Here is a 21,596-nt window from a genome sequence, read left to right on the forward strand (position 1 = left end):
ACGCCACCGGACACCCTGGCAGCCTACGATCGCCGGGTGACGAGTGCGTCGACAGCGCAGAGCCCGAGCGCCGATCCGGACAAGATGATCCAGATGACGGGCGAGCCCAGTGCCAACCAGGAGCCGACGCCACCGAGCGCCGAGGGCGGCGGGGTGGCCGCGGTGGTCCGGCGACGGTTCGCCACCGTCGACACCCAGGTGGACCGGTTCTCCTGGCTGGCCACGGCAGTGGTGGTGGCCATCGCGGCGATCGTGCGCTTCGTCGGGCTGTCCAGCCCGAAGGGCAAGATCTTCGACGAGACGTACTACGCCAAGGACGCCTACGGGCTGATCTCGCGTGGCGTGGAGTGGAACTACAAGGACAACGTCCCGTCGTACGTGGTGCACCCGCCGCTGGGCAAGTGGTTGATCGGCATCGGCGAGTGGGCGTTCGGCTATCAGGACGCCGATTCCAAGGTCTCCGTCCCCGGGCACCTGATGACCACCGCGCCGGAGTTCGGCTGGCGCTTCTCGGCGGCGGTGATCGGCACGCTGTCGGTGCTGCTATTGGTCCGCATCGGTCGGCGGATGTTCCGCTCGACGGTGCTCGGCTGCGCGGCCGGCCTGCTGCTCGCCCTGGACGGCTTCCACCTGGTGCTGTCCCGCGCGGCCCTGCTCGACATCTTCCTGCTCTTCTTCGTCCTGGCGGCGTTCGGCGCACTGGTGCTCGATCGGGACGCCCGCCGTCGGCGCTGGGCTCGGGCCCTGGACGACGGGCTCGATCCGAGCCAGCCGGGCCGGGCCGGCCGCCCGCCGACCGGTTGGCGCACCTGGCCGTGGTGGCGGCTGGCCGCCGGGGTGCTGATCGGCTGCGCCTGTGCGGTGAAGTGGAGCGCCCTGTACTTCGTGCCGGCCTTCGCGCTGCTGGTGCTCTTCTGGGAGGTCGGCGTCCGCCGCTCGGCGGGCGTCCGCCGGCCCTGGCGGGACACGCTCGTCGACGAGCTGCCCTGGCTGGTGCTCGCCGGCGTGCTCATGGTGGGCACCTACCTCGCCACCTGGTCGGGCTGGCTGCTCACCGACGACGGTTACTACCGGCTCGCGTCGTCCTACCCGGGCTCCCGGCTCAGCGACCGGCCGGTGATCGGCCCGCTGATCAATCTCTTCGAGTACCACCGCGCGGCGTACGGCTTCCACGCCCAGCTCGATGATGCGCACAAGTACCAGTCGTGGCCGTGGCAGTGGCTGCTGTTGGGCCGACCGGTGGCGTTCCACTACGCCGGCGACGGCGTCTGCGGCGCGGCGAGCTGCGCCTCCGAGATTCTGCTGCTCGGCACCCCGCTGCTCTGGTGGTCGTTCCTGCCGGCCCTGGTGGCGCTGGTCTGGCTGGGTGTGGCCCGTCGGGACTGGCGGGCCGGCGCGATCCTGCTCACCGTGGCCGCCGGGCTGCTGCCGTGGTTCTGGTTCGCCCTCGACGGCCGGACGATGTTCTCGTTCTACGCCGCGCCGGCGGTGCCGTTCCTGGTGCTGGCCGTGGTGTATGTGCTGGGCGCGCTGATCGCGCCCGCCGGGGGCGACGTGGGTGCGGTGGCGCCGCTGGTGCCGGGTGACCCGAGTTATGAGCGCCGGCTGGTGGGCAGCATCGCTGCGGGGGCGTACGTGCTGCTGGTGGCGCTCTGCTTCGCGTACTTCTATCCGATCTTCGTGGGTCGGGTGATTCCGTACTCGGACTGGCTGTCCCGGATGTGGCTCGACGGCCGGTGGATATAAGCATCGACACGCGACGCGCCGCACAGCGCGACGGAAGAAGGGCCCGCACGCCGAAGCGTGCGGGCCCTTCTTGACAAAGACGCGCGCCCCGATCGCCTGCCACGGGGGAAGCGGGCGATTGGGGCGCGCAAGAAGAGCTTAACCACCGCGCACCACCGGCACAACGGGTCGACTTGGGTCAGATTTCCGACGGATGCTGGCCGAGCCGACACCTTCCCTCGCACAGTTGACCGAGGGTGACCCGGCGTGGACCCTGAGCGCGGGCGCGGCCGGTCAGAGGCGGTCCCCGGCCCAGCCGGAGTCGCCGGTTCCGCACGCCTGCACCCAAACGATCATCCAAAGTGGATCTCACTACACTGCGGATCGTGATCAACTTCAGACGATCGACGGCGGTCCTTCTCGGACTGTTGGCGACCACCGCGCTGACCGGGCCGGCGCAGGCCGACGAGGAGCCGGTGCCCGAGCCGCCCCGGGTCGAGCTGGTGCTCGACGTCAGCGGGTCGATGCGCGCCGCCGACATCGACGGACGCACCCGGATATCGGTCGCCCAGCAGGCCTTCAACGAGGTGGTGGATGCGCTGCCCGAGGAGACACAGCTCGGCATCCGGGTGCTCGGCGCGACCTACCGCGGCAAGGACAAGAAGGTCGGTTGCCAGGACACCCAGCAGATCGTGCCGGTCGGGCCGGTGGACCGGTCCGCCGCCAAGGCGGCGGTGGCGACACTTCGGCCGACCGGGTTCACTCCGGTCGGGCTGGCGCTGCGCTCCGCCGCGCAGGACCTGGGCACCGGGGCCACCACCCGGCGGATCGTGCTGATCACCGACGGCGAGGACACCTGTGCTCCGCCGGACCCGTGCGAGGTGGCCCGGGAACTGGCCGCCCAGGGCACCAGCCTGGTCGTCGACACCCTCGGTCTGGCCCCCGACGAGAAGGTTCGCCGGCAACTGCTCTGCATCGCCAGCGCGACCGGCGGGACCTACACCGCCGCGCAGAGCGCCGAGGAGTTGACCGACCGGATCAAACAGCTTGTCGAGCGGGCCGCAGACACGCACACCCGGGCCCCGACCGTGGTCGGCGGCACGAGCGCGTGCGACTCGGCGCCACTGCTCGCCCCCGGCGTCTACGCCGACCGGGAGGCGTTCTCCGAGCATCGCTACTACCGGGTGCCGATCCGCCCCGGGCAGGAGCTGCGGGCTTCGGTGAGCATGGCGTTGGACCGGGCCGTCAACCGGGACTACGGGGTGCTGCTGCGGGCCACCGCGGCCGACGGGCGGGAACTCGTCCGGGGGGCGGACGCCGGCAGCGGGCGGGCCGACGTGCTCTCCGCCGGACTGCGCTGGTCGGCTTCCGCCGACGACGAGGACGCCGCCGAGACCGAGCAGAACTCCGCGCCGGTCATCGAACCCACCACGGTCTGCCTGGTGGTCAGCAACTCGTTCGCCCCGCGTCCCGGCACCGCGGCCACCCCGGGCATGCCGGTGGAGTTGACCATCGACGTCGTCGCCGCCGCACCCGCACCGGACGGACCGGACCTCGGCCGGGGCTGGGTGCTGCTCGCCCTGCTCACCATCGCCGGGCTGGTCACCGGTCTGCTCGCCGGTCTGCTCACCCGCTGGTGGGTCGCCACCTGGAGGGAGAACTGATGCGTACCGCACTGTTCCGGTCGACGGCGGCGCTGCTCGCCGCCGGCGTGGCCGCTCTGCTCCCCGCTGCGGCCGTCGCCGCACCGACCCCCTCCCCGGGTGCCACGCCGGTGAACCGTGCCGGCACGTCGTTCCTCACCGCCACCCCGATCACCGCCGGCCAACCGGTACGGGTGGACGCCTCGATCGGCGACCACCTCTACTGGTCGTTCCCGGCGACGGCCGGCCAGGTGCACGAGATCAACGCCACCGTCACCTTCCCGAAGGGACGTAGCGGCGCCTCCACCTGGACGGTGGACGTCTTCGACGGGCTGCGCCGACGCCAGGCGTGCACGGCGGGAGCCCAGACCCCGACCGTGGACGCGAAGGCGTCGAACGTGGTGCTGGGCTGCACGCTGCGCGAGGTGCGGTCGTGGGCGGAGCCCTGGTCGGCCGACCCACTGCCCGGCACGTACGTCGTCCGGCTCTCGGTGATCGAGCTGCCGGAGCCCGATCTGGGTGCGCCGATCGACGTCGACCTGCTGGTCGGCACCATCGCCGACCGGGGCGCCTCGGCTGACGACGGCGAGTTGGCCGCCCCGCTGGTGCCGAACACCAAGGCCGGCACGGTGCTCAACGCCGTACCCCCGGTGGACGCGGAGGCCGACGACGAGAGCGGCTCGCTCGCGGACTGGTTGCCGAATCTCGGCTCGCGCTGGCTCTGGACCGGCATCGGCGGCGTGCTCGCCGCGGTGGCCGGCGTGGTCGGCTTCGCGGTGACCCGACGCCCTCGACGTCGCTGAACGCCAGTCTCTGGAGGCCCCGCCCAGCGGCGGGGCCTCCAGAGCCTCAGCTACGCCGGGAGCCGCGCGGCAACCAGCCGATGAACCGGTCCTGGAGCGACATCACCGGTGCCGCGCGCAGATCCTCGGTGGCGGCGGCGAGGCAGGAGCCCAGATAGACGCTGAGCATGGCGCGATCACCCTCGTACTCCGCCAGCAGCCGGGTGCGCTTCGTCGCGCACGGCCACTCGTCACCGCAGGAGCCGCAGCTCCAGCAGGGGGTCTTCGGGGCGTGTTCGTCAGCCCGCACCCCCGGCCGATCCAGGCCATCGGTCATCGCACGTCCTTCCAGATGTCCACGGGACTGGCGGCTGCCGCGCCGGCCAGCATTGATGGTGGTCCCCCCGGAGCCATCAGGGAGGGCGCTGCGCGTCCCTCCGGTGTTACATCTTTGCGGTACCTTCGGCGGTCGTGGGAGTCGGAAATTTGACGGTTAACTCTCTGCGTCATTCCTACCGACCAGTAGGTCAATGGAATGCGTGACCTGCTGCCATCGACTGTCGCCGTTGCCGTCGCCGGGCCGGAGGACTGGACGGGCGAATTGCTCCCCGCTGAGCAGGCATGTCTCGGCGAGCGGGCGGTGCAGACCCGTCGGCGGGACTTCGCCGCGGGGCGGATCTGCGCCCGCAGGGCATTGCGCGACCTCGGCCTGCCGACGACCGCCGTGCCGGCCGCCGCCGATCGCGCGCCGGTCTGGCCGGCCGGGGTGGTCGGCAGCATCACCCACACCGCCGGCTACTGCGCCGCCGCGGCGGCGCACACCACCGACATCCGGTCCGTCGGAATGGACGCCGAGCAGCACCGCGAGGTCAATCCGGGAGTACGCCGACTCGTGCTGCTGCCCGAGGAGGAGGCAATGTGTGTTCGGCTACCCAGCGGCACCTACTGGCCGGTCGTGCTGTTCAGTGCGAAGGAGACCGTCTACAAGGTGTGGCATCCGGTCGTCCGCGGCTGGTTGGACTTCCACGACGCCCGGCTCGACATTGATCCGGATGCCGGCACGTTCACTGCCCGGATCGCACCGGCCCGGGTGGACGCGGCGGGGGTCGACGACCCTCCGACATCGATCAGCGGCCGCTTCGTGATCGCCGACGGGCTGGTCCGCACCGCCGCCGTACTTTCGGCACGTTGACCTCGCCTGGTTACTCATGGCGATGAATAAGATACCGATCCACATTGGCGTTCGGTGACCGATTGAACACTGTCCACGCTGGCCAGAGCGGTTTCGGATCCTCGCGGTGGGAAGCCCTCCGGCGTGGCCACTGGACGCTCCGCCACCCACGGTAACGTCGAAGAGTTCCCGCACCGCACGTACCGAAGCGTCAAGGAGTACGGTGACCCACCCCCAGCCCCGCGTCAGGCCGCACGACCCCCAACAACCGAACCCGCAGCCGCCGACCCGCTCGTTCGCGGCGACACCGCAGCCGCCGTTCTCGGGGGCTGCGTACCCGGCGGCCAGCGGGTACACGGGCGCTGGCGGCGGATATCGGGCACCTGGTGGCCCCGGCTACCCGATCATCGCACCACCCCTGGCGCAGACGGACCGCGCCAAGAAGTCCGTCGTGCTCGTCGCGGTCACCGCGGCCGTACTCACCCTGCTCACCTGCGCCGGCGGCATCGTGGCGGTCGTCATCGGCACCAAAGGCACCTCGACCACGGTGAGCGAGGCACAGGCCACTCCGCCGACCCCACCGTCAGCGAACGGCGACACCCGCGACATGTCGCCGGGCGACACCCTTGTCGTCAACAGCTCGGCAGGCACCGTCGAGATCACCGTGACGAAGTTCAGCAGCGCCACCAAACCATGCAAGTCCCACGGACTGAAGCCCGGCGAGGGCATGTACGTGATCGCCGACGTGACGGTGGCCGTCACCAAGGGCACCGCCTCGACGAACCCGCTCTACTTTCAGTGGGTCGCCGCCGACGGCACCAAGACCACAGCGATCGGTGGAGCCTTCTCCGGCTGCGGCAAACCGATGCCGGCCGTCGACGACCTGACCGCTGGCACCAGACGCACGGGCAGCGTGGTGTTCGACGTGCACGACACCTCGGGCGCGTTGGAGTACCAGGACCAGTTCCAGACCGCCGGTTCCTGGAAGCCGTGACGCGCTGACGAGACGTGGGGCCGACCCCGTCCGGGCCGGCCCCACGCGGTGGGAGAGTCGGTGGGTCAGCAGCCCGTCCAACGCACCGGAGTCAACCGGTCGGCGAGGACGTTGCGGAACCCGACGATGGTGCCCGAGTCGGAGATGGACCGCGCACCGACGACCACCCCTTCGCCGCCACCCGGCAGGACCCGGGAGGTGGAGCCCCTGGCAACGCGGTCATCACCCACCACGACGCCCTTGGCGTTGACATCGGTCACTGCCGGCATTTCCTGGTCGAGCAACGTGTGCGAGCCGTTCCGAAGGTCCCACCGCACCCCGGTCGAGCTGGTGCCGCCGTCCAGCCATACCTGGCCGATCGCCCAGCGGCCCGCCGCCACGCCGGCCGTGCTCCACTCGGCGCCGGGGAACGTGAGCGCGTCGATCCGGCCGTTCGGCCGGCGGACCCAGCTGTTCCAGTCTCCGAAGGGCCCGGCGCTACCGACGATGGTCCCGTTGTCAGTGATCCCACCTGCCTGGGCGTCGACCGGCGCGTCGAGCACCTCGACAGTGCCCGGACGGGCGGCCGGCCAGCGCAGCGCGACCAGTTCCCCGGGGACGATGTCGGAGCCGTAGCCGACGATGTCGCCGGCATCGTTGATGGCGCTGACGAAGATGCCGGTGGACGGCAGCACCGGCAACTGCTCGAGCTTGCCGTCGCGGTACCTCCACGGCTGCCCGTAGCCGGTCTCCGCCGACCCGTTGCCGACCACGACGCCGTCGGCGTTGATGTCGACGGGGGTGGCCATGCCCTTCGACTCCAGCTCGGTGACCCGCTGCCCGTCCCAGAACAGCAGCAGGTACTGGTTGTCGGTCTCACCGACCCGCAGCGCGGTGCCCGCGACGTAGCGGCCCGTCGGGTCGACCGCGTTCGCGTCGGCGCGATAGGTGTCGGTCGGGTACGGCAGCGTACTGATCTTGCAGGTGCGGAGGGCCGCCCCGCCGGGCGCGGCGGTCGCGGTCGCGGAGACAGCGACGCCAAGAGAGGTGGCCAGCAGACCGGTTGCGGTGGCTGCGAGCATCCGGCGTCGAGTGCTTCGGTTCATCCTTGCTCCCCGTGTGCAGCCCGGGTACTCCCGGGCATTCGGTTGATACTCGGCTCCACAGGTGAGCTGGCTTCCCGGTTGCGTACTGTCAGCCAAGGGACAGAAGTGGATCCGCCCGAGCTACCGTCCCCATGCCTCGGTGGCGGTGACGACCGGCTGGCCGGCGCGTATTGATTCTTCGATGGCGAGGCTGATCAGGTGGTCCTGGCAGGCCTCGGCGAGGGGATACGGAGCAGGGCCCTCCTCCCGCGCCCACGCACCGGCGCGGGCGACGATGTCGGCCACCGCGATGTCGTCGTCGGACATCCCGCTGCCGACGAACGGATTGCGGTAGACCACGTCGCCGTCGAAGCTGATGTGCTTGAGGTCGAGCCCTTCCAGGTTGAGGTCGAGACCGGTCTGCCGCCGGGTCAGGAACGACTCCACCGGCGTGCTCGGGTCGACCAGGCGGACCACCCGGTCGTCCACCAGCTCACCGCGCGAGCCCCGGACCACCAACCGGCGGGTGCGCAGCGGGTTCCACCACTGGTTGTCGGTGAAGTCGTACAACCCCATCCGCCCGCCGAAGTCGATGGTGGCGAGGGTGGTGGAGAGCTGCTGCGGGGTGTCGTCGCCGCTCCAGCCGGCCGGCGAGAGCGGGTTGGCCAGCGGCGCGACGAAGGCGCGCGCGCTCACCTCGGCGCTCTCGTGACCGACGCCGAGCAGACCCCGGATCAGGGAGACCGCGTGGTACAGGTGGGTCGAGGAGATCTGGACCGAGGTCGGCTCACCGAGCACCCCGGCGCGGACCAACGCCAGCCGAGCCGCGTGCCCGGGCATCAGCAGGTACTGCTCGGCGACCTGCACCAGGCCGCTGCCTCCGACGTCGGCCCAGAGCGAGCGCAGACCCGCCAGGTCGGGGGCGGGCGGCGTCTCGGCGAGCACCGGTACGCCGACCGCGACCAACTCCCAGGTCGCCTCTGGTGTCACCGGCCACGGCACCGACACGATGACGAAGTCCGGCCGCTCGTGGGCGAGCAACTCGCCCGTCGTGCGGAAGGCCGGCACGCCCCAGTCGGCCGTCACGGCAGCTCCGCGCGATTCGGTACGCGTCACCACCCCGGTCACCCGGAACCGCTCGGGGAGCAGCCGGGCCAGGCGAAGGAAGAACTCACCCCGCCAGCCACTGCCGATGATGCCGAACCGGGTCTGGGCCACCGAAGTCATCTGGGCTCCTCACGTTGGGGTCCGGATGCTAGCCGTTCTCCTTGGCTACGGTTGTGCTGATGACCACCGAGCCGTTGCGCGCCGTGCCCGTGCTGATGCCCGACGCGGGACCGTCCCTGGACTACTACCTGGTCCTACCTCGACTCGACGACCACGGCCCGGCCACCACTGTGGAAGGGATCGTCGTCGAGGAGTTCACCCGCCACCACGACTTCACCACGACCGGGCTGGACAGCGCCGGCTGGACACCGGAGGCCGGCTGGTGGAGTTCCGCCGCGCTGAGCCGCGGCATGCGCACCGACCCCGAGGTGCTGGCGCGGGTGCTCCCCACCTCCCGCCGGGAGGCCGAGGACGTCCACCGCGCGCTCGGTGGTGGGCAACTCCCGGACGAGCTGCTGCTTCGTACGCACTTCCTCGACCATCAACCGATCGCCACCGCCCCGCCGCTGCGGCTCGGCCCGGCGCAGCCACCGGCCGGCTTCCACGAACGGCGGGTGTACCGCGTCCTCTTCGCCAAGGATCTCCGCGCCGAGCAGGTGGCGAGCCTCCGGACGGCCTGGCGGTCACCGGCGGGCGGCACTGTCGCGTCCGCCGCGAGCGGTCGTCTCGTCGAGCACGGCTACCAGTTCACCTGGGATCTGCGCCGGGTCGGCCACTCCCTGGCCTGGTGCCTCGACGTGACCGCGCTGCTGAGGACCGATGGCACTGCGGCGCTCGGCTCGACCCTGTCCGAGTTGACGAACGTCCTGCGACAGCACGGCCTGATACCCGTGACGACCGAACGCTTCGCCTAGGTGGATCAACGCCTCGCCTGGCCTGCCCGTCGGGGACGTCGGAAGGTCGGTCAAGCACCTGAAAGATCGCAAAGGCCGTCTCCGACTCGCGGAAACGGCCTTTGCCGGGTCGTGCCGTCAGCTGCCGCCACCAAAGAGGGAGAGGTAGCGACTGAGGTAGAGGGGCCAGCCAGTATCGCTGTCGACTCCGTCTCGGACCGACTCCCAGCCAGGGCCGTGCCGGTCGAGGTGCCGGTGTTCCAGCTCGATTCGGGTCCGGTCTGGAGTCTCAGCAACGAATAGGACTTCGACCTCGCTGGTGAGATCCGGGTCGGCTTCGACCTGCCAGGTCGGTCCGATGTCCCAGCTGAAGACGACCCGGGTCGGCGGCTCGAACGCGAGAATGCGTGCCCACCGGCATTCGCTACCGTCGGTACCTCGGTCGTAGATGTGCCCGCCGGCCTTGGGCTCGAACACGGTCGCGGCGATCGGGACCTGGAGCAGATTGTGCTCGCGTGGCTTGAAGTCGCCGAACCGCTCGGTGAAGACGGTGAAGGCCTGTTCGATCGGCGCGTTGACGACGATCTGTCGGCGGACGACCGCCGTAGCTGCTTGCGTCATGGGCACTCCTTGGTCTCTTCAACGATGTCTTGATAGCCGTCCAGCGCCCGGCGCCAGAAGGTGTCGAGCTGGTCCCGCAGGGCGGCCAACCCGACCGGACTCAGCCGGTAGACGCGACGGGTTCCCATCGCCTGGTCAACAACCAGGCCCGCGCTCTTGAGCACCTTGAGGTGCTGCGACACGGCTGGTCGACTGATGGGCAGCTCGTCCGCCAGCTCCCCCACGGCACGGGGCCGCTCGGCCAGGCGCTGGACGATGGCGAGCCTGCTGGGATCGCCCAACGCCTCCCAGCCCGGATGCATTCCGTAAGTCACCACGAACGAAAGCTACGACTTACCGATACAGTCGTCAAGGCGAATCACCGAAGCCCCGGATCTGCCAACAACCATGGCGGCCCGGGGCTTCTTCGTATGTCGCGCCGACGGCGGGCTGTCAGCGGCGCGCTGGCGGCCGAAGGCCAGAGGCACGGCGGCGGGCCATCGGCACGGCTCAGAACCAACGAGTGCCCAGTCACGGGACATGCTTGACACTCGCATCCCACCAGGCGCTCGACATGATCGAGATGATCATCAGCAGTAGTCCCCGTTCCTCGGCGCATTGATCCAGGGACAGTCGAGGAGGTTTCGCGGCGTGTTGGAGCCGGACAAGCTCGACGCGGCTCGTCGTCGCTTCCCAGTGGGCGAGCACATCACGGGTCAGGTCGTCCTCATACCGAAGCCCGGAGCGATCGGGTTGCTCGTGGACCTGGGCCAAGAGCCAGAGGGCTTCGTTGACGTCGTGGTCTTGCCACACGAGCCGGCCGACTGGCCTCCAGTTGGCACAGTGACCACGTTTGAGGTTCTCCAACACAGGCCGGGTCAGGTTCGCCTTCTTCCTCTCGACGAGCGATTCCGTTCACGGACCTACCTGCCCACCAGCCTGAGCGACCAGGAGTGGCTATCCATCAAGGCGCGATTTCCGATCGGCTCCGTGGTCACCGCGACCGTCACTCACGTCTTCACCTCGAACAGGGAATACGTGGTGAGCTTCGAAGATTGCTGGTCGTCCCTGGGATGGAACAGCGAGGCCCCTGAGGTCGGCGCCACTGGCAGGTACACCGTCACCCGGCACCTGGACGTCACTCGACGGGTCGTCCTTGGATCGACCGATTCATGACCAGCGGTGGTCGCAGATGTGGCGAACCTGGCGCAACGTGGCCAGCTGGCCCGATGAGGCCACCTTCCACTCTCGGCGGCACTACTTCGCCACCCGCCTGATCACCTCGGGTGCCGATCCCACCGAGGCGCAGAACGCGCTACGGCACTCCAGCCTGCGGATCACGCTGGAAACCTCCGTCACTGTGGCCGAAGAAAGACCGCCACCGCAACATCATCAGCGGGGCTCTGCGCGACGCGAGCGCCAAACGAAAACGGGGCCCGAAGGCCCCGGATCCTCGCTGATTTGTGTCGGACCTGTGCCCGCCGATCTTGCTGGCGGGATTCTCCCCAGGTCGTACGTGTTGCTGGTGGAGCTGAGGGGATTTGAACCCCTGACCCCCTCGATGCGAACGAGGTGCGCTACCAGTCTGCGCCACAGCCCCCCGCCGGCGAACCGGCTTCGGTCCCACCCGGCTTACACCGGGCGGGCCGGCAGCAAGGCTAACAGGTCGTCGGCCTCCACCGCGAATCCGCCCCCGGCCCGGCGCTCCGGCCTACCCGAAGATCGACTCGGGTTCCTGGAAATCGGGGCATCCCGGACGCCACAATCACCCGACTTCCAGGAACCCGAGTCGATCAAGCCAGCCGGGCGCGGCCGGGACCTGGGCAAGGCCGGGACCCGGCGTCAGGCGCCTCGGCCGGCCTCGTAGGGACGGCCGCGCAGGCCGCCCGAGCGCCGGTACGAGACTGATCCACCGTTGACCGCCGCCGGCAGGTCTCCCGACCGGTCCAGGCCCATGGCGGCTCGGCGTACCCCTTCGCGCTGGGCGGCGAGGCGGCGCTGCGCCTCCCGGCGGGCCGCGGCCCGGCGGGCCTGCTCCCGGCGCACCTCGGCCTGCCGGGCGGCCAACCAGGCGGCCTCCCGGGCTCGGGCGCGGCGGCGGCGACGCCCGGCGAGGGCCTGGCCCCGCAGGTGCACGACGTACAGGGCCAGGAGCAGGAAGGTGACCCCGAAGCCGACCCAGAAGCCGGGGCTGACGAACAGCACGCCGATCAGCTCGACGACGTTGAGCAGCAGTAGGGCGGCGAGCACCCGGCGACGCCGGTACACGGCGGGGGTGTGCTGTCGGCGCGGCGGCGGGCGGCGACGGGACCGCTTCGGTGCGGCGGGCACGGCGCGCAGTCGACCGGAGCGGCGGACGGCCGGTGGCGCGGAGACCGGCGCGCTCAACGCGCCAGTAGTCGCATCTTCACTGAGGGTGACGACCAGTGAGCGCGGAGGATGGACGGGTCGCCGTCCGGGCACAGTGCGGCGCCGTCGGCGGCGCTGGAGCACCCGCGCCGTCGACTGCGCCCGCTCCGCCACCAGCCGCTCGGTGGCGTCGTACCGGCGAACCAACGCCGGGGCCAGGGCGAGCAGGCCGGCGGCGGCGAGGACGGCGAGGAGCACCGAGGTCGGCACCCTCACCCCTCCCGTCACCGAATTCGAAGCAACCGCCATCCGACCGCAGGATCTTCCATCGATCACGCCTGGGCGCGTGGATCGTCCGGCCGGGGAGCGCTTGCCGCAGCTTGCAGTTACTTGAGGTTACGGCGCACCGACCGGGATGCCACCGCGCCGCGCCGATCCCGTCCGTGGGACGAGTGGGCGGATGTCGGGAAATCCTCCTACCGCGCGTTGGCGCGAACCCGGTGCCAGCGGGCCAGTAGGCCACCCTCGGCGGCGATCTCCTCACTCGTCATCGCGTACCCGATGTGGTCCCGCCACGCGCCGTCGATGTGCATGTAGCGCACGTGGTACGCCTCCTCGCGGAAGCCCAGCTTCTCCACCACCCGGCGGGATGGCCGGTTCTCCGGACGGATGTTCACCTCCACCCGGTGCAGCCCGCCCGGCCCGAACGCGTGGTCCACGGCGAGCGCCAGCGCCGTCGGGATCACACCCTGGCCGGCGACCCGCGCGTCCACCCAGTAGCCGACGTAGCCGGAGCAGAGCGCCCGCCGCACGATGCTGCCCACGTTGATGTGCCCGACCAGCCGGTCCCGGTCGGCCTCACGCAGGCAGACCGCGAACGGCATGCCCTCACCCTCGCGGGCCGAACGCCGCTGGTCACTGTGCACCCAGCGGAACGCGGCCGGCGAGTTCATCTCGTCCCAACCGCCGGGCAGTGACGACTCCCAGGGTGCCAGCCAGGCCCGGTTGGCCCGTCGCACCTCCGACCACGCCGCCGCGTCGGAGCGCCGGTAGGGCCGCAGCAGCACTGGGCCGTCGGCCAGCTCCACCGGCCAGCCCGGTGCCCGCGCGGGTCCGAAAAGACTCACCCGCACAGTCTCCCGCGCGGGACCGTGTCGCGCGCAAGTAGCCCCACCACGTTCACCGCACAGATCCGACGATCACCCGACGCGAGCCGCGAGCGGACCGGCCGGAACGCGTCATCGGCGGCGGTCCAGCAGCAGGACGTCCACTGTAGAGCCGGCCGCGGCCGTGGTGACCCGCTCGCCGAGCACCAGCAGCCCGTTGGCCTCGGCCAACCCGGAGAGGGTGAACGGCCCCCCGCTGAGCGGCTGGACCGTGTACCCGCCGCCGCGTCGCTCGGCGACGTGCGCCGGCCGGAACTCGCGCAGCCCCGTCGGCGACGACACGGTCTCCAGCAGGTGTGCCCGCACACTGGGTCGGAACACCGGCTCGGCGCCGGCGAGCAGTTGGATGGCGGGGCGGGCCAGCACCTCGAAGCCGATCAACGCAGCGCCCGGGTCGCCGGGCAGGCAGACCACCGGCACCTCCTCGGCGCCGACCGTACCGAACCCGAGCGCGGTGCCGGGATAGAGCGCCACGTCGGTGAAGGTGACCGGCCCGGCGCGACCGCCCTCACGGCGGGAGAGGATCCGACGCACCATGTCACCGGGGCCGGTGCCGGTGCCCCCGGTCGTGATGATCAGGTCGGCGCGCAGCGTCTGGTCCTCCAACAGCCCGCGCAGCCCCTCCGGGTCGTCGTCGCAGATTCCCACCCGGTACGCCAGCGCGCCCACCTCGGCCGCCGCGGCGGTCAGCGCGTGCGAGTTCGCGTCCACCACCTGACCGGGCTGACTGCCCCGGCCCACGTCGACGAGTTCGTCACCGGTGGCCACGATGACCACCCGTGGACTGGGCCGGACCACCACGTGCCCGATGCCGGTCGCCGCGAAGACGGCGACCAGGGCCGGAGACACGTAGGTGCCGGCCCGCGCCAGCAGGGTGCCGGCGGGCAGCTCCTCACCCGCTCGACGTACCCCGTACCCCCGTTTGGGGGTGCGGAAGATCTCCACCGCGGCCATGCCCTGGTCGGTCCACTCCACCGGGACCACGACGTCAGCGGCGACCGGCAGCGGAGCCCCGGCGGCCACCGAGAAGCACGAGCCGGGGGTGAGCCGGACCGGCCGCCAGCTCGCGGCGCCGAGATCGCCGACCACGTTGAGCCGGATGGTGCGACCACCGGGCGTGCCGGAGGGGGCCGGGACGTAGCTCGGCCCCCGACCCCCTCCGGAAATGTCCTCCCAGCGCGCGGCGTAGCCGTCCACTGCCGCCTGGTCGAAGGCCGGGAAGGCGTGCGGCGCGACGACGTCCTCGGCGAGGACGTTGCCGTGCGCCTGGGTGAGGTCGAGGTCGAGTGGCGGCAGCGCGCGCAACCTGCGCAGCACGCTGCCCAGGTAGTCGGCGAGCGGCGTCAACTCGTTCGCGGCCGCCTCGGCGTCGGCCGTCGCGGTCATGTACCAGATCCGCCTGCCGCGTCGGCCTTGACGAAGTCGGCCAGCCAGGACCGGAACTCGGCACCGAGGTCGTCGCGCTCGGCGGCGATCTGCACCACCGTCTGGAGGTACCCCAGCGGCATGCCGGTGTCGTAGCGGGTGCCCCGGTAGACGATCGCGTGCACCGGGACGCCCTCGGTACGCAGCAGCTCCATCGCGTCGGTCAGCTGGATCTCGCCGCCGCTGCCCGGCTTGGTCCGCCGGATCGCGTCGAAGATCCTGCCCGGCAGCACGTAGCGGCCGAGCACCGCGAGGTTGCTCGGGGCGTCCTCGGGCTGCGGCTTCTCCACCATCCCGGTCACCCTGACGACCTCGCCGATGTCGGTCAGCTCCGACTCGGCCGGCTCGACGGAGGCGATCCCGTACCGCTTGGTCTCGGCCGGGTCGACCTCGAAGAAGGCGAGCACCACACCGCCGGTGCGGGCCTGCAACTCCAGCATCGCCGGCAGCAGCGGCTCCGACGGCTTGACGAACTCGTCGCCGAGCAGCACCGCGAAGGGCTGGTCGCCGACGTGCGACTCGGCGTACCCGATGGCGTGGCCGAGCCCGAGCTGCTCGGGCTGCCGCACTGTGTAGATCTCGGCCAGCTCGCTCGGCCGACGGACGGCGGCCAACCGCTCGGAGTCGCCCTTCTCCTCCAACCTGGTCTCCAGGTCCGGGCGACGGTCGAAGTGGTCCACCATCGACGTCTTACCCCGACCGGTGATCAGCAACACGTCACCGATGCCGGCCTGCGTGGCCTCCTCGACGATGTACTGCAGCACCGGCCGATCCACCACTGGCAGCAGTTCCTTGGGCACCGCCTTGGTGGCCGGCAGGAACCGGGTGGCCAGTCCGGCGGCCGGGATGACGGCCTTGACCGCCAGGGGACGGCCAGTTGCGGCGACCGTCGATGAGGGGTTCGCTGAGTGCTCCGACATGCCGCGAGACTATCGGCCACGGGTCTGCCGCGGCGGGTGTGGCCCAGAAGACGCGCCGCCACCCGGCCCCGGCCGCGCCGCGTCCGGGCCGGCCCGCGCCGCGCCCGTCGCGCTGTCCGGCGTGTCGTCGGCCGAATCCGGTCGGGCGTGCGCCGGGCCCGCCAGCGATGATTCCGGTACGCCCACCGCCGGGTCGGACCGGGCGGGCCCGCCCGGCTCCCGGCTGGCCTGCACCGGCTTGCCTGCGCGCGGCAGCCCGTCGGGTGGGCTCACCGCACACGCGAGCACCGGAATTTCCCGGGTCGGCAGATCCGAGCGCACCTCGGCGACCCGGTACGTGTCGCGGCCCGCCGCCTTGGCCGCGTAGAGCGCGTCGTCGGCGGCCTCCAGCACCTCCCGCCCGGTGCTGCCGTGATCCGGGAAGACGGCGATGCCCACCGACACGGTCACGAGGACCGGGCCGGCGTACGCCTCGACGGCGATGGGCGTGTCGCGCACCGCCGCGCCGAGCCGCTCGGCCACGATCGCCGCGCCCCGCGCGTCGGTCTCCGGCAGCAGCAGCACGAACTCCTCACCACCCTGGCGGAAGGCCAGGTCGACCTCACGGATCTCCCCGCGCACCCGCCGGGCGAACTCGGCCAGGACGGTGTCCCCCGCGGCGTGCCCGTAGGTGTCGTTGACGTCCTTGAACCGGTCCAGGTCCAATGCGAGGACGCTGAGCATCCGCCCGAAGCGGCTGGCCCGTTCCACCTCCCGCCGGATTGACTCGCGCAGGTAGCGGTAGTTCCACAGCCCGGTGAGCGGGTCGGTGAGGGAGAGCCGCTGCGCCTCCTCGTGCACCCGGACGTTGTCCACCGCGACGGCCGCATGACCGGCGAAGGTGCGCAGGGTGGCCAGGTCGTCGTCGTCGAACTCGTCGGCGCCCAGCCGGTCGTAGAGAGCCAGCACACCGAGCGCGGCCGCCGCGTCCGCCTCGTCGACCGACCCGGAGGGTCCGCCGATAGTGGCCGTGGCACCGCCGGCCGGGGCGGCGAACGGAACCGCGACGTAGGTGCGGCAGCGTGGCTCGCCCGTTGGTGCCTCGGTCGGCTCCGCCCTGCCCCGCTGCGGTTCCCCGGTGGCCGCGACCTCACCGACCACGCCGACGCCGACCGGCACCCGGAGCGTCTGCGACCCGTCCGCCTCCTCGGCCGGCCAGCGCCCGTCCAACCCCTCGGTGCACTGCGCGACGAGCACCCCGCCGGTCTCCACCAGCAGTACGGCACCGGCACGCGCGCCGGTCGCCCCGATGGCACTGCGCAGGATCACCCGCAGGATGCGTTGCAGGTCGTGCGTGCTGGCCAGCGTGTCGCCGAGCACCGCGAGATGCCCGCGCAGCTGATCCCGGTTGCTGGTCAACGCCGCGACGTAGGAGCCGGTCTCCCGGGTCATCCGGTTGAACGCGGCGGCCAACCGTCCCAACTCGTCGCGACTGCGTACCGGCACCCGCGCGGTCAGGTCACCCTGGGCCACCCGGTCGACAGCACCGGCCAGCTCCGCCAGCGGCCGGGTGGTCACCCGGGCCAGCCGCCAGGCGGTCAGCACCGCGAGCAGCCCGGCCAGCACGACCACCCCGAGAAGCGTGGCGTGCAGCCCCGGTGGCCGTTCACTGGGCACGGAGAGCACCAGTGGCAGCGGCTGCGCGTCGGAGGGCCGGAGCCTGCGCACGTACCGGCCCTCGTTGGTCTCGGTGACCTGCTCGCCCCGGACGCCGACGGCCGCGGCCAGCACCGCGTCGCGGACGTCACGGGACTCGGTCGTGTGGGTGACCCGCGCGGCGCTCGCCCCACTGTCGAGCAGGGTGACCGCCACCCCGGTCACCGCCGCCAGCCGGGCCACGAAGGCCGGGTCGACCAGTTGCGCGGCGGTCACAGTGCCCAGCCGGGTGCCGGCGCGGTCGTGCAGGTCGACCTGGGCCGCCAGCGCACGGACCGGGCCGGCCGAGCCTGGGTTCGAGCCCCCGTTCGCGGCCTCGGTCGAGCCGGCGCAGTCCTGCCACGGGGTCGACGGCGCACCGGGCGATAGGTAGGTGACCTGGCCGGCCACGTCGGTGACCAGCACCGCGGCGGCCAGGCCCCGGCCGACCAGTTGCGCGGCGGCGACGGCCGGATCGGCGGTGAGCGCCACCGCGTCGGCGGTGGCACGTAGCTGCTGGCAGAGCGCGTCGACCGAGGTACGAACGGTGGACGCCGCCACCGCCAGGCGCTCGGTGGAGCGGCTGCGGTCGACCGCCGCGAGGGTGGAGGCGACGAAGAGCGCGCCGAGCAGGACCGGCCCGAGCACCACCACGAGGAAGGCTGCCGTCAACCGCCCGCGTAGCGTCACTCGGTCCCCCCGGAAGTTCCGCCTCCGTTGCTTGCGATGCTGACACAGTGCAACCGTGGGAGAGGTGTTGCGTCAGGAGTGTTGCGTGCCGGAATTTTCTGATGAAGCGGAAGTGACCCGGATGGCGAAGCGGGACGCCCGCGTCGAGCTGCTCGCTCGCCGCCGGTCGCTGCCCGCCGCCACCCGGGCAGCCGCCGCCGGGCGCGTGCAGGCCGAGCTGGTAGCACTGGTACGCCGGCTGCGCCCGCACCGGATGACGGCGTACGTGCCGGTCGGCTCCGAACCGGGCGGCGCCGACCTGCCCGAGGTGCTGCGGGCGGCGCTGCCGGCGGACGCCGAGTTGCTGCTGCCGGTGCTCCTCGCCGACCTGGATCTGGACTGGGCGACTTATACCGGGCCGGATGCCTTGATCGCGGCGGGACGGGGTATCCGAGAACCGGTCGGTGCCCGCCTCGGGGTGACCGCCGTGGCGCACGCGGAACTCGTTGTCGTACCGGCTCTCGCGGTCGACCGCCACGGTCGGCGGCTCGGGCGCGGCGGCGGCTCGTACGACCGCGCACTCGCCCGAGTACCCGAGGCGGCCGTGACGGTGGTGCCGCTGCACGATGGTGAGCTGGTCGAGGCGCTGCCGGCAGAGCCCCACGACCGTCGGGTGCGCGCAGTCGTCACTCCCGCCGACGGGGTGCGTACGCTTGACGGCGGCCCGGGTGCGGCGCGCGGTGTCGCGCCCCACACGTCCGCTGGACGAACCCGGGCCGAATGACGCACCATTGGCACTCGAATAGGTCGAGTGCCAACTGGCTGAGCCCAGATCCGGAGGAGAACGTGCCCACGTACCAGTACGCCTGCACCACGTGCGGTCAGCAGCTCGAGGCGGTGCAGTCCTTCTCTGACGAGCCGTTGACCGAGTGCCCGGCGTGTCAGGGGCGGCTGCGCAAGGTCTTCAACTCGGTCGGCATTGTCTTCAAGGGTTCGGGCTTCTACCGCACCGACTCCCGGGCTTCCGGTTCCGAGACGACCGCCGGCGGCACGGCCACCAAGCCGGCGAAGTCCGAGTCCTTCTCCGGTGACAGCTCGTCGTCCTCGTCGTCCTCGTCGTCCTCTTCGGGGTCCTCGTCCTCGTCCGGGTCGTCCTCGGGCTCGTCGTCCTCCTCGGGGTCGTCTTCCGGGTCGTCCTCGGGTGGATCGGGCGGCGGCAAGGCGGCGGCGGCAAGTTCCACGTCCTGATCGCCGAAGGCCCGACCCGTCACGGGTCGGGCCTCGATCAACTCGGGAGGTCGGCCCCTCCTCGCGGTGCCGACGACCCGACTTCCCACGACCCGACCGGCCCGCCGGTTGCGTCTTGATCCACTCGGGTTCCCGGAAGTCGGCCTGTCCCCGCGGCTCTGACCGCCCGGATTCCTTGATTTCGAGTCGATCAAGGCGGCTGCCATAGCAAACCGCGCCGACGGATGCGCGTTTTCCACAGGCCGTGCGGTTGTCCACAGGCGTCGGTCGTGGGTCGGCCGAGGCGGCCGGAACTGCCTAGCCTCCCGTGAGCGGGTGCCACTGCGGCGCTCGGGGACGGGAGGCGGCAGAGGCGATGGTCGATCCGGATTCCGCGAGGGCGTTGCGCCCACTGCGCCAGCTCACTTCGCCCGGCGGGCGCACCCTGCTCCGGGCCGGTCTGGTCGCCGCGCTGCTCGGCCTGGCCGCCGCAGTCCTGCACACCCCGGCCGGATGCCCGCCGGCCGCCGTGCCCACCGACGCACCATCGGTGGCAGACCGAACCCCGCCACCACAGACTCCACCGCCGTCAGCGGGGGCCCGGGGCTGACCCGTTCAGCGGGGAGCACGACCACGACAGGGCAGATTCCGCTTCGAAGCCGTCCTGCCCCGTCATCGCACGGGCGGCTGCCGGATAGACATCGTGGGGGCCGGCCGAGCCACCGGGGGTCAGTCCCAGTGCGGGGGGCGTTCCGCGAGCAGCCAGTCGTCGTTGCCGCCGGACCGCTCGCCCCAACCACGGTCGGTGTCGTCAGTGGTCTGCTCGGGCAGCACCACGAAGTCTTCGCTCAGGTCGACGGCGCGGTCATCGTCTCCAGGTGCGCCGTGCGTGCCGGGGTCCTCGGTGCTCACGAGCGGCAAGACTAGCGCAGCCACGGCGGTGGACCGGGCCATCGGCGGTGGGCATGCCGGCCAGAGCCGGCCAGACCGCCGAATCTGGGCTCGCCGGCCAGAAGCGACCGAGCCGCCGGTGGCGTTGGTAGCGTCGGACGGCGTGACGACCCCCAGCGGTGGCAGCACCCCGGACGACTACTGGCGACGGCCCGACACCGGTGACGACACGGTGGCGGACCAACCTCCCGCCGCGCCCGCGCTTACACCACCGACCGGGCCCACCAACCCACCGACAAGCGAGCCCAGCAACTCACCACCTACCGGGCCCACCAACCTCCCGCAGAACGAGCAGGGCAGCCCAGCATCGACGGGGCATCATCCCAGCGGGAACGCCGGCCCGCCGCCGGCCGGGCCGACCGGTCCACCGCCGGCGGAAGGTACAACCGGCGGGTACTCCGGCCCGCCGCCGAGCGTGCCGCCGCCGGCGGGTTGGCGTCCACCCGTACATCTGCAGCCGGCGCCGCCGCGACAGCTGCCACCTCAGGACATGGCCGACCTGGACGCAGCCGAGCAGCGCTCGCAGCGGGTCACCTACGGCTTCGGCGCCGCGGCCGGGGTGGTGCTCCTGGTACTGCTCTGTCTGCTCTGCTCGCGAGTCATCTTCTGATGCCCACCCCCCGGGCAGCAGCAGTGAGCAGCAGCTCAGAGGGTGGTGCCCCAAACCGTCTCGGCACCCGAGTGACCGGTCAGGTAGACGTAGACCAGGGCGGCAATGGAAAGCCCCACGGCCGCTACCGCCAGCACCGGGATGACCAGCGCGGGCAGCTGCGGCACCCGGGGGTGCCCACTCGTCGCCACGAGCAGCAGGATGGCCACGATCCCGAGCGGCACCACGACGCGTAACAGGATGTCACCGTAGCGGGAGTGCTCGAAGATCTGATCGAGGATCGGCCCCTGGAAGCCCCGGGCCACCAGCGCGTCGGTGAGCGCCTCACCCGACTTGACCGCGACGTAGGCGGTCACCGGCGCGGCCACGGCGAGGAGGCCCAGGGCCCAGTCCAGCCGGTGCCGCCACCGCGGTAGTCCCACGTACGCGATGGCCAGCACCGCCAGCAGCGGCACGAACACGACGACCGCGTGGATTACCAGGACGTGCACCGGTAGACCCAGGATCTCCTCGAACATCGGACCCTCCAGGTGGATCATGGTCAGGGGTGGTCAGCCTATGGTCCGCCGATCGTCCCCAGGCTCTCGACCGGTGACACGTGCGCCGCGTCGATCGGGTTCATCCTC

At 71.5% G+C, this 21,596-nt stretch carries 23 protein-coding genes, 1 tRNA gene and 2 pseudogenes; 12 read left to right on the forward strand and 14 right to left on the reverse strand.

Annotated features, from left to right (window positions below; all coding sequences use genetic code 11):
- Positions 1-36 precede the first annotated feature (36 nt).
- The 3 genes from FB453_RS03725 to FB453_RS03735 all read left to right on the forward strand — a co-directional run bounded on the left by FB453_RS03725 (position 37) and on the right by FB453_RS03735 (position 4,171).
- Positions 37-1,746, forward strand: coding sequence for a phospholipid carrier-dependent glycosyltransferase (locus tag FB453_RS03725; RefSeq protein ID WP_145787470.1), 1,710 nt, complete (start codon positions 37-39; stop codon positions 1,744-1,746).
- A gap of 365 nt (positions 1,747-2,111) precedes the next feature.
- The gene (locus tag FB453_RS03730) at positions 2,112-3,389 is read left to right on the forward strand and encodes a VWA domain-containing protein (protein ID WP_145787472.1); all 1,278 of its coding nucleotides are present in this window, start codon (positions 2,112-2,114) and stop codon (positions 3,387-3,389) included.
- A complete protein-coding gene (locus FB453_RS03735; protein ID WP_145787475.1) occupies positions 3,389-4,171 on the forward strand; it encodes a peptidase in 783 nt (260 codons plus the stop codon). Before FB453_RS03730 ends, FB453_RS03735 begins: the two co-directional genes overlap by 1 nt.
- Before the next feature lie 46 nt (positions 4,172-4,217).
- On the opposite strand, the gene FB453_RS03740 is transcribed toward FB453_RS03735, so the two are convergent.
- Positions 4,218-4,487: a hypothetical protein gene (locus FB453_RS03740; RefSeq protein WP_145787477.1), complete on the reverse strand. Its 270-nt coding sequence runs from the start codon at positions 4,485-4,487 to the stop codon at positions 4,218-4,220.
- A gap of 198 nt (positions 4,488-4,685) precedes the next feature.
- Here FB453_RS03740 and FB453_RS03745 point away from each other — a divergent pair, with 198 nt between their 5' ends.
- Together FB453_RS03745 and FB453_RS03750 are read left to right on the forward strand one after the other, a co-directional pair.
- Positions 4,686-5,342 carry a 4'-phosphopantetheinyl transferase superfamily protein gene (locus FB453_RS03745; protein WP_145787479.1) on the forward strand — a complete coding sequence of 219 codons (657 nt, stop codon included), beginning with the start codon at positions 4,686-4,688 and terminating at the stop codon, positions 5,340-5,342.
- Between the two features lie 202 nt (positions 5,343-5,544).
- Positions 5,545-6,315 (forward strand): DUF4352 domain-containing protein, encoded by a 771-nt coding sequence (locus FB453_RS03750; RefSeq protein WP_145787481.1) that lies wholly within the window; start codon positions 5,545-5,547, stop codon positions 6,313-6,315.
- 65 nt (positions 6,316-6,380) lie between these two features.
- Here FB453_RS03750 and FB453_RS03755 read toward each other — a convergent pair whose 3' ends face one another.
- Together FB453_RS03755 and FB453_RS03760 are read right to left on the reverse strand one after the other, a co-directional pair.
- On the reverse strand, positions 6,381-7,400 hold the full coding sequence (locus tag FB453_RS03755) for a hypothetical protein (protein ID WP_145787483.1): 1,020 nt from the start codon (positions 7,398-7,400) through the stop codon (positions 6,381-6,383).
- A 120-nt stretch (positions 7,401-7,520) separates the two neighbouring features.
- Positions 7,521-8,606 carry a Gfo/Idh/MocA family oxidoreductase gene (locus FB453_RS03760; RefSeq protein ID WP_145787485.1) on the reverse strand — a complete coding sequence of 362 codons (1,086 nt, stop codon included), beginning with the start codon at positions 8,604-8,606 and terminating at the stop codon, positions 7,521-7,523.
- 59 nt (positions 8,607-8,665) lie between these two features.
- Between FB453_RS03760 and FB453_RS03765 the strand changes: the two genes are divergently transcribed.
- Positions 8,666-9,400 carry a hypothetical protein gene (locus tag FB453_RS03765; RefSeq protein ID WP_145787487.1) on the forward strand — a complete coding sequence of 245 codons (735 nt, stop codon included), beginning with the start codon at positions 8,666-8,668 and terminating at the stop codon, positions 9,398-9,400.
- A 117-nt stretch (positions 9,401-9,517) separates the two neighbouring features.
- Here the strand turns inward: FB453_RS03765 and FB453_RS03770 are convergent, their stop codons facing one another.
- Positions 9,518-10,000, reverse strand: coding sequence for an SRPBCC family protein (locus FB453_RS03770; RefSeq protein ID WP_145787490.1), 483 nt, complete (start codon positions 9,998-10,000; stop codon positions 9,518-9,520).
- A complete protein-coding gene (locus FB453_RS03775) occupies positions 9,997-10,302 on the reverse strand; it encodes a metalloregulator ArsR/SmtB family transcription factor (RefSeq protein ID WP_145787862.1) in 306 nt (101 codons plus the stop codon). The genes FB453_RS03770 and FB453_RS03775 overlap by 4 nt, the downstream gene beginning before the upstream one ends.
- A gap of 328 nt (positions 10,303-10,630) precedes the next feature.
- On the opposite strand from FB453_RS03775, the gene FB453_RS03780 reads away from it, so the two are divergent.
- Positions 10,631-11,155, forward strand: a complete 525-nt coding sequence (locus FB453_RS03780) for a hypothetical protein (RefSeq protein WP_222431302.1) — start codon at positions 10,631-10,633, stop codon at positions 11,153-11,155.
- 16 nt (positions 11,156-11,171) lie between these two features.
- Positions 11,172-11,261, forward strand: a pseudogene (locus tag FB453_RS34765) (site-specific integrase); the annotation flags it as partial.
- A gap of 241 nt (positions 11,262-11,502) precedes the next feature.
- Here the strand turns inward: FB453_RS34765 and FB453_RS03790 are convergent.
- From FB453_RS03790 to FB453_RS03815, 6 genes are all read right to left on the reverse strand, one after another.
- Positions 11,503-11,579 (reverse strand) — tRNA-Ala (locus FB453_RS03790).
- Between the two features lie 242 nt (positions 11,580-11,821).
- Entirely contained in the window at positions 11,822-12,604 is a 783-nt protein-coding gene (gene sepX / locus FB453_RS03795) for a divisome protein SepX/GlpR (RefSeq protein ID WP_181541326.1), read from the reverse strand.
- Positions 12,605-12,804: 200 nt separating this feature from the next.
- Complete coding sequence (locus tag FB453_RS03800) at positions 12,805-13,455, reverse strand: GNAT family N-acetyltransferase (RefSeq protein ID WP_145787492.1); 651 nt, start codon at positions 13,453-13,455, stop codon at positions 12,805-12,807.
- Between the two features lie 111 nt (positions 13,456-13,566).
- Positions 13,567-14,880 (reverse strand): molybdopterin molybdotransferase MoeA, encoded by a 1,314-nt coding sequence (locus FB453_RS03805; protein WP_091394702.1) that lies wholly within the window; start codon positions 14,878-14,880, stop codon positions 13,567-13,569.
- A complete protein-coding gene (locus FB453_RS03810; RefSeq protein ID WP_112581658.1) occupies positions 14,877-15,839 on the reverse strand; it encodes a UTP--glucose-1-phosphate uridylyltransferase in 963 nt (320 codons plus the stop codon). Before FB453_RS03810 ends, FB453_RS03805 begins: the two co-directional genes overlap by 4 nt.
- Positions 15,840-15,848: 9 nt before the next feature.
- Entirely contained in the window at positions 15,849-18,203 is a 2,355-nt protein-coding gene (locus tag FB453_RS03815; RefSeq protein ID WP_186718024.1) for a diguanylate cyclase, read from the reverse strand.
- Positions 18,204-18,288: 85 nt separating this feature from the next.
- Between FB453_RS03815 and FB453_RS03820 the strand changes: the two genes are divergently transcribed.
- The gene (locus tag FB453_RS03820; RefSeq protein ID WP_145787494.1) at positions 18,289-18,966 is read left to right on the forward strand and encodes a 5-formyltetrahydrofolate cyclo-ligase; all 678 of its coding nucleotides are present in this window, start codon (positions 18,289-18,291) and stop codon (positions 18,964-18,966) included.
- Positions 18,963-19,169, forward strand: a pseudogene (locus tag FB453_RS34770) (FmdB family zinc ribbon protein); the annotation flags it as partial. The gene FB453_RS03820 and the pseudogene FB453_RS34770, both read left to right, overlap by 4 nt.
- Before the next feature lie 14 nt (positions 19,170-19,183).
- Here the strand turns inward: FB453_RS34770 and FB453_RS34775 are convergent.
- Complete coding sequence (locus FB453_RS34775; RefSeq protein ID WP_486480161.1) at positions 19,184-19,453, reverse strand: hypothetical protein; 270 nt, start codon at positions 19,451-19,453, stop codon at positions 19,184-19,186.
- A gap of 332 nt (positions 19,454-19,785) precedes the next feature.
- On the opposite strand from FB453_RS34775, the gene FB453_RS03830 reads away from it, so the two are divergent.
- Positions 19,786-20,019, forward strand: a complete 234-nt coding sequence (locus FB453_RS03830) for a hypothetical protein (RefSeq protein WP_145787499.1) — start codon at positions 19,786-19,788, stop codon at positions 20,017-20,019.
- A gap of 119 nt (positions 20,020-20,138) precedes the next feature.
- Here the strand turns inward: FB453_RS03830 and FB453_RS03835 are convergent, their stop codons facing one another.
- Positions 20,139-20,321 carry a hypothetical protein gene (locus FB453_RS03835; RefSeq protein ID WP_145787501.1) on the reverse strand — a complete coding sequence of 61 codons (183 nt, stop codon included), beginning with the start codon at positions 20,319-20,321 and terminating at the stop codon, positions 20,139-20,141.
- 142 nt (positions 20,322-20,463) lie between these two features.
- Here FB453_RS03835 and FB453_RS03840 point away from each other — a divergent pair, with 142 nt between their 5' ends.
- Positions 20,464-20,970: a hypothetical protein gene (locus FB453_RS03840; protein WP_145787503.1), complete on the forward strand. Its 507-nt coding sequence runs from the start codon at positions 20,464-20,466 to the stop codon at positions 20,968-20,970.
- A 35-nt stretch (positions 20,971-21,005) separates the two neighbouring features.
- Here the strand turns inward: FB453_RS03840 and FB453_RS03845 are convergent, their stop codons facing one another.
- Entirely contained in the window at positions 21,006-21,488 is a 483-nt protein-coding gene (locus FB453_RS03845; protein ID WP_091397283.1) for a DUF2231 domain-containing protein, read from the reverse strand.
- Positions 21,489-21,596 lie beyond the last annotated feature (108 nt).

It is taken from the genome of Micromonospora sp. CNZ322 (assembly GCF_007827755.1).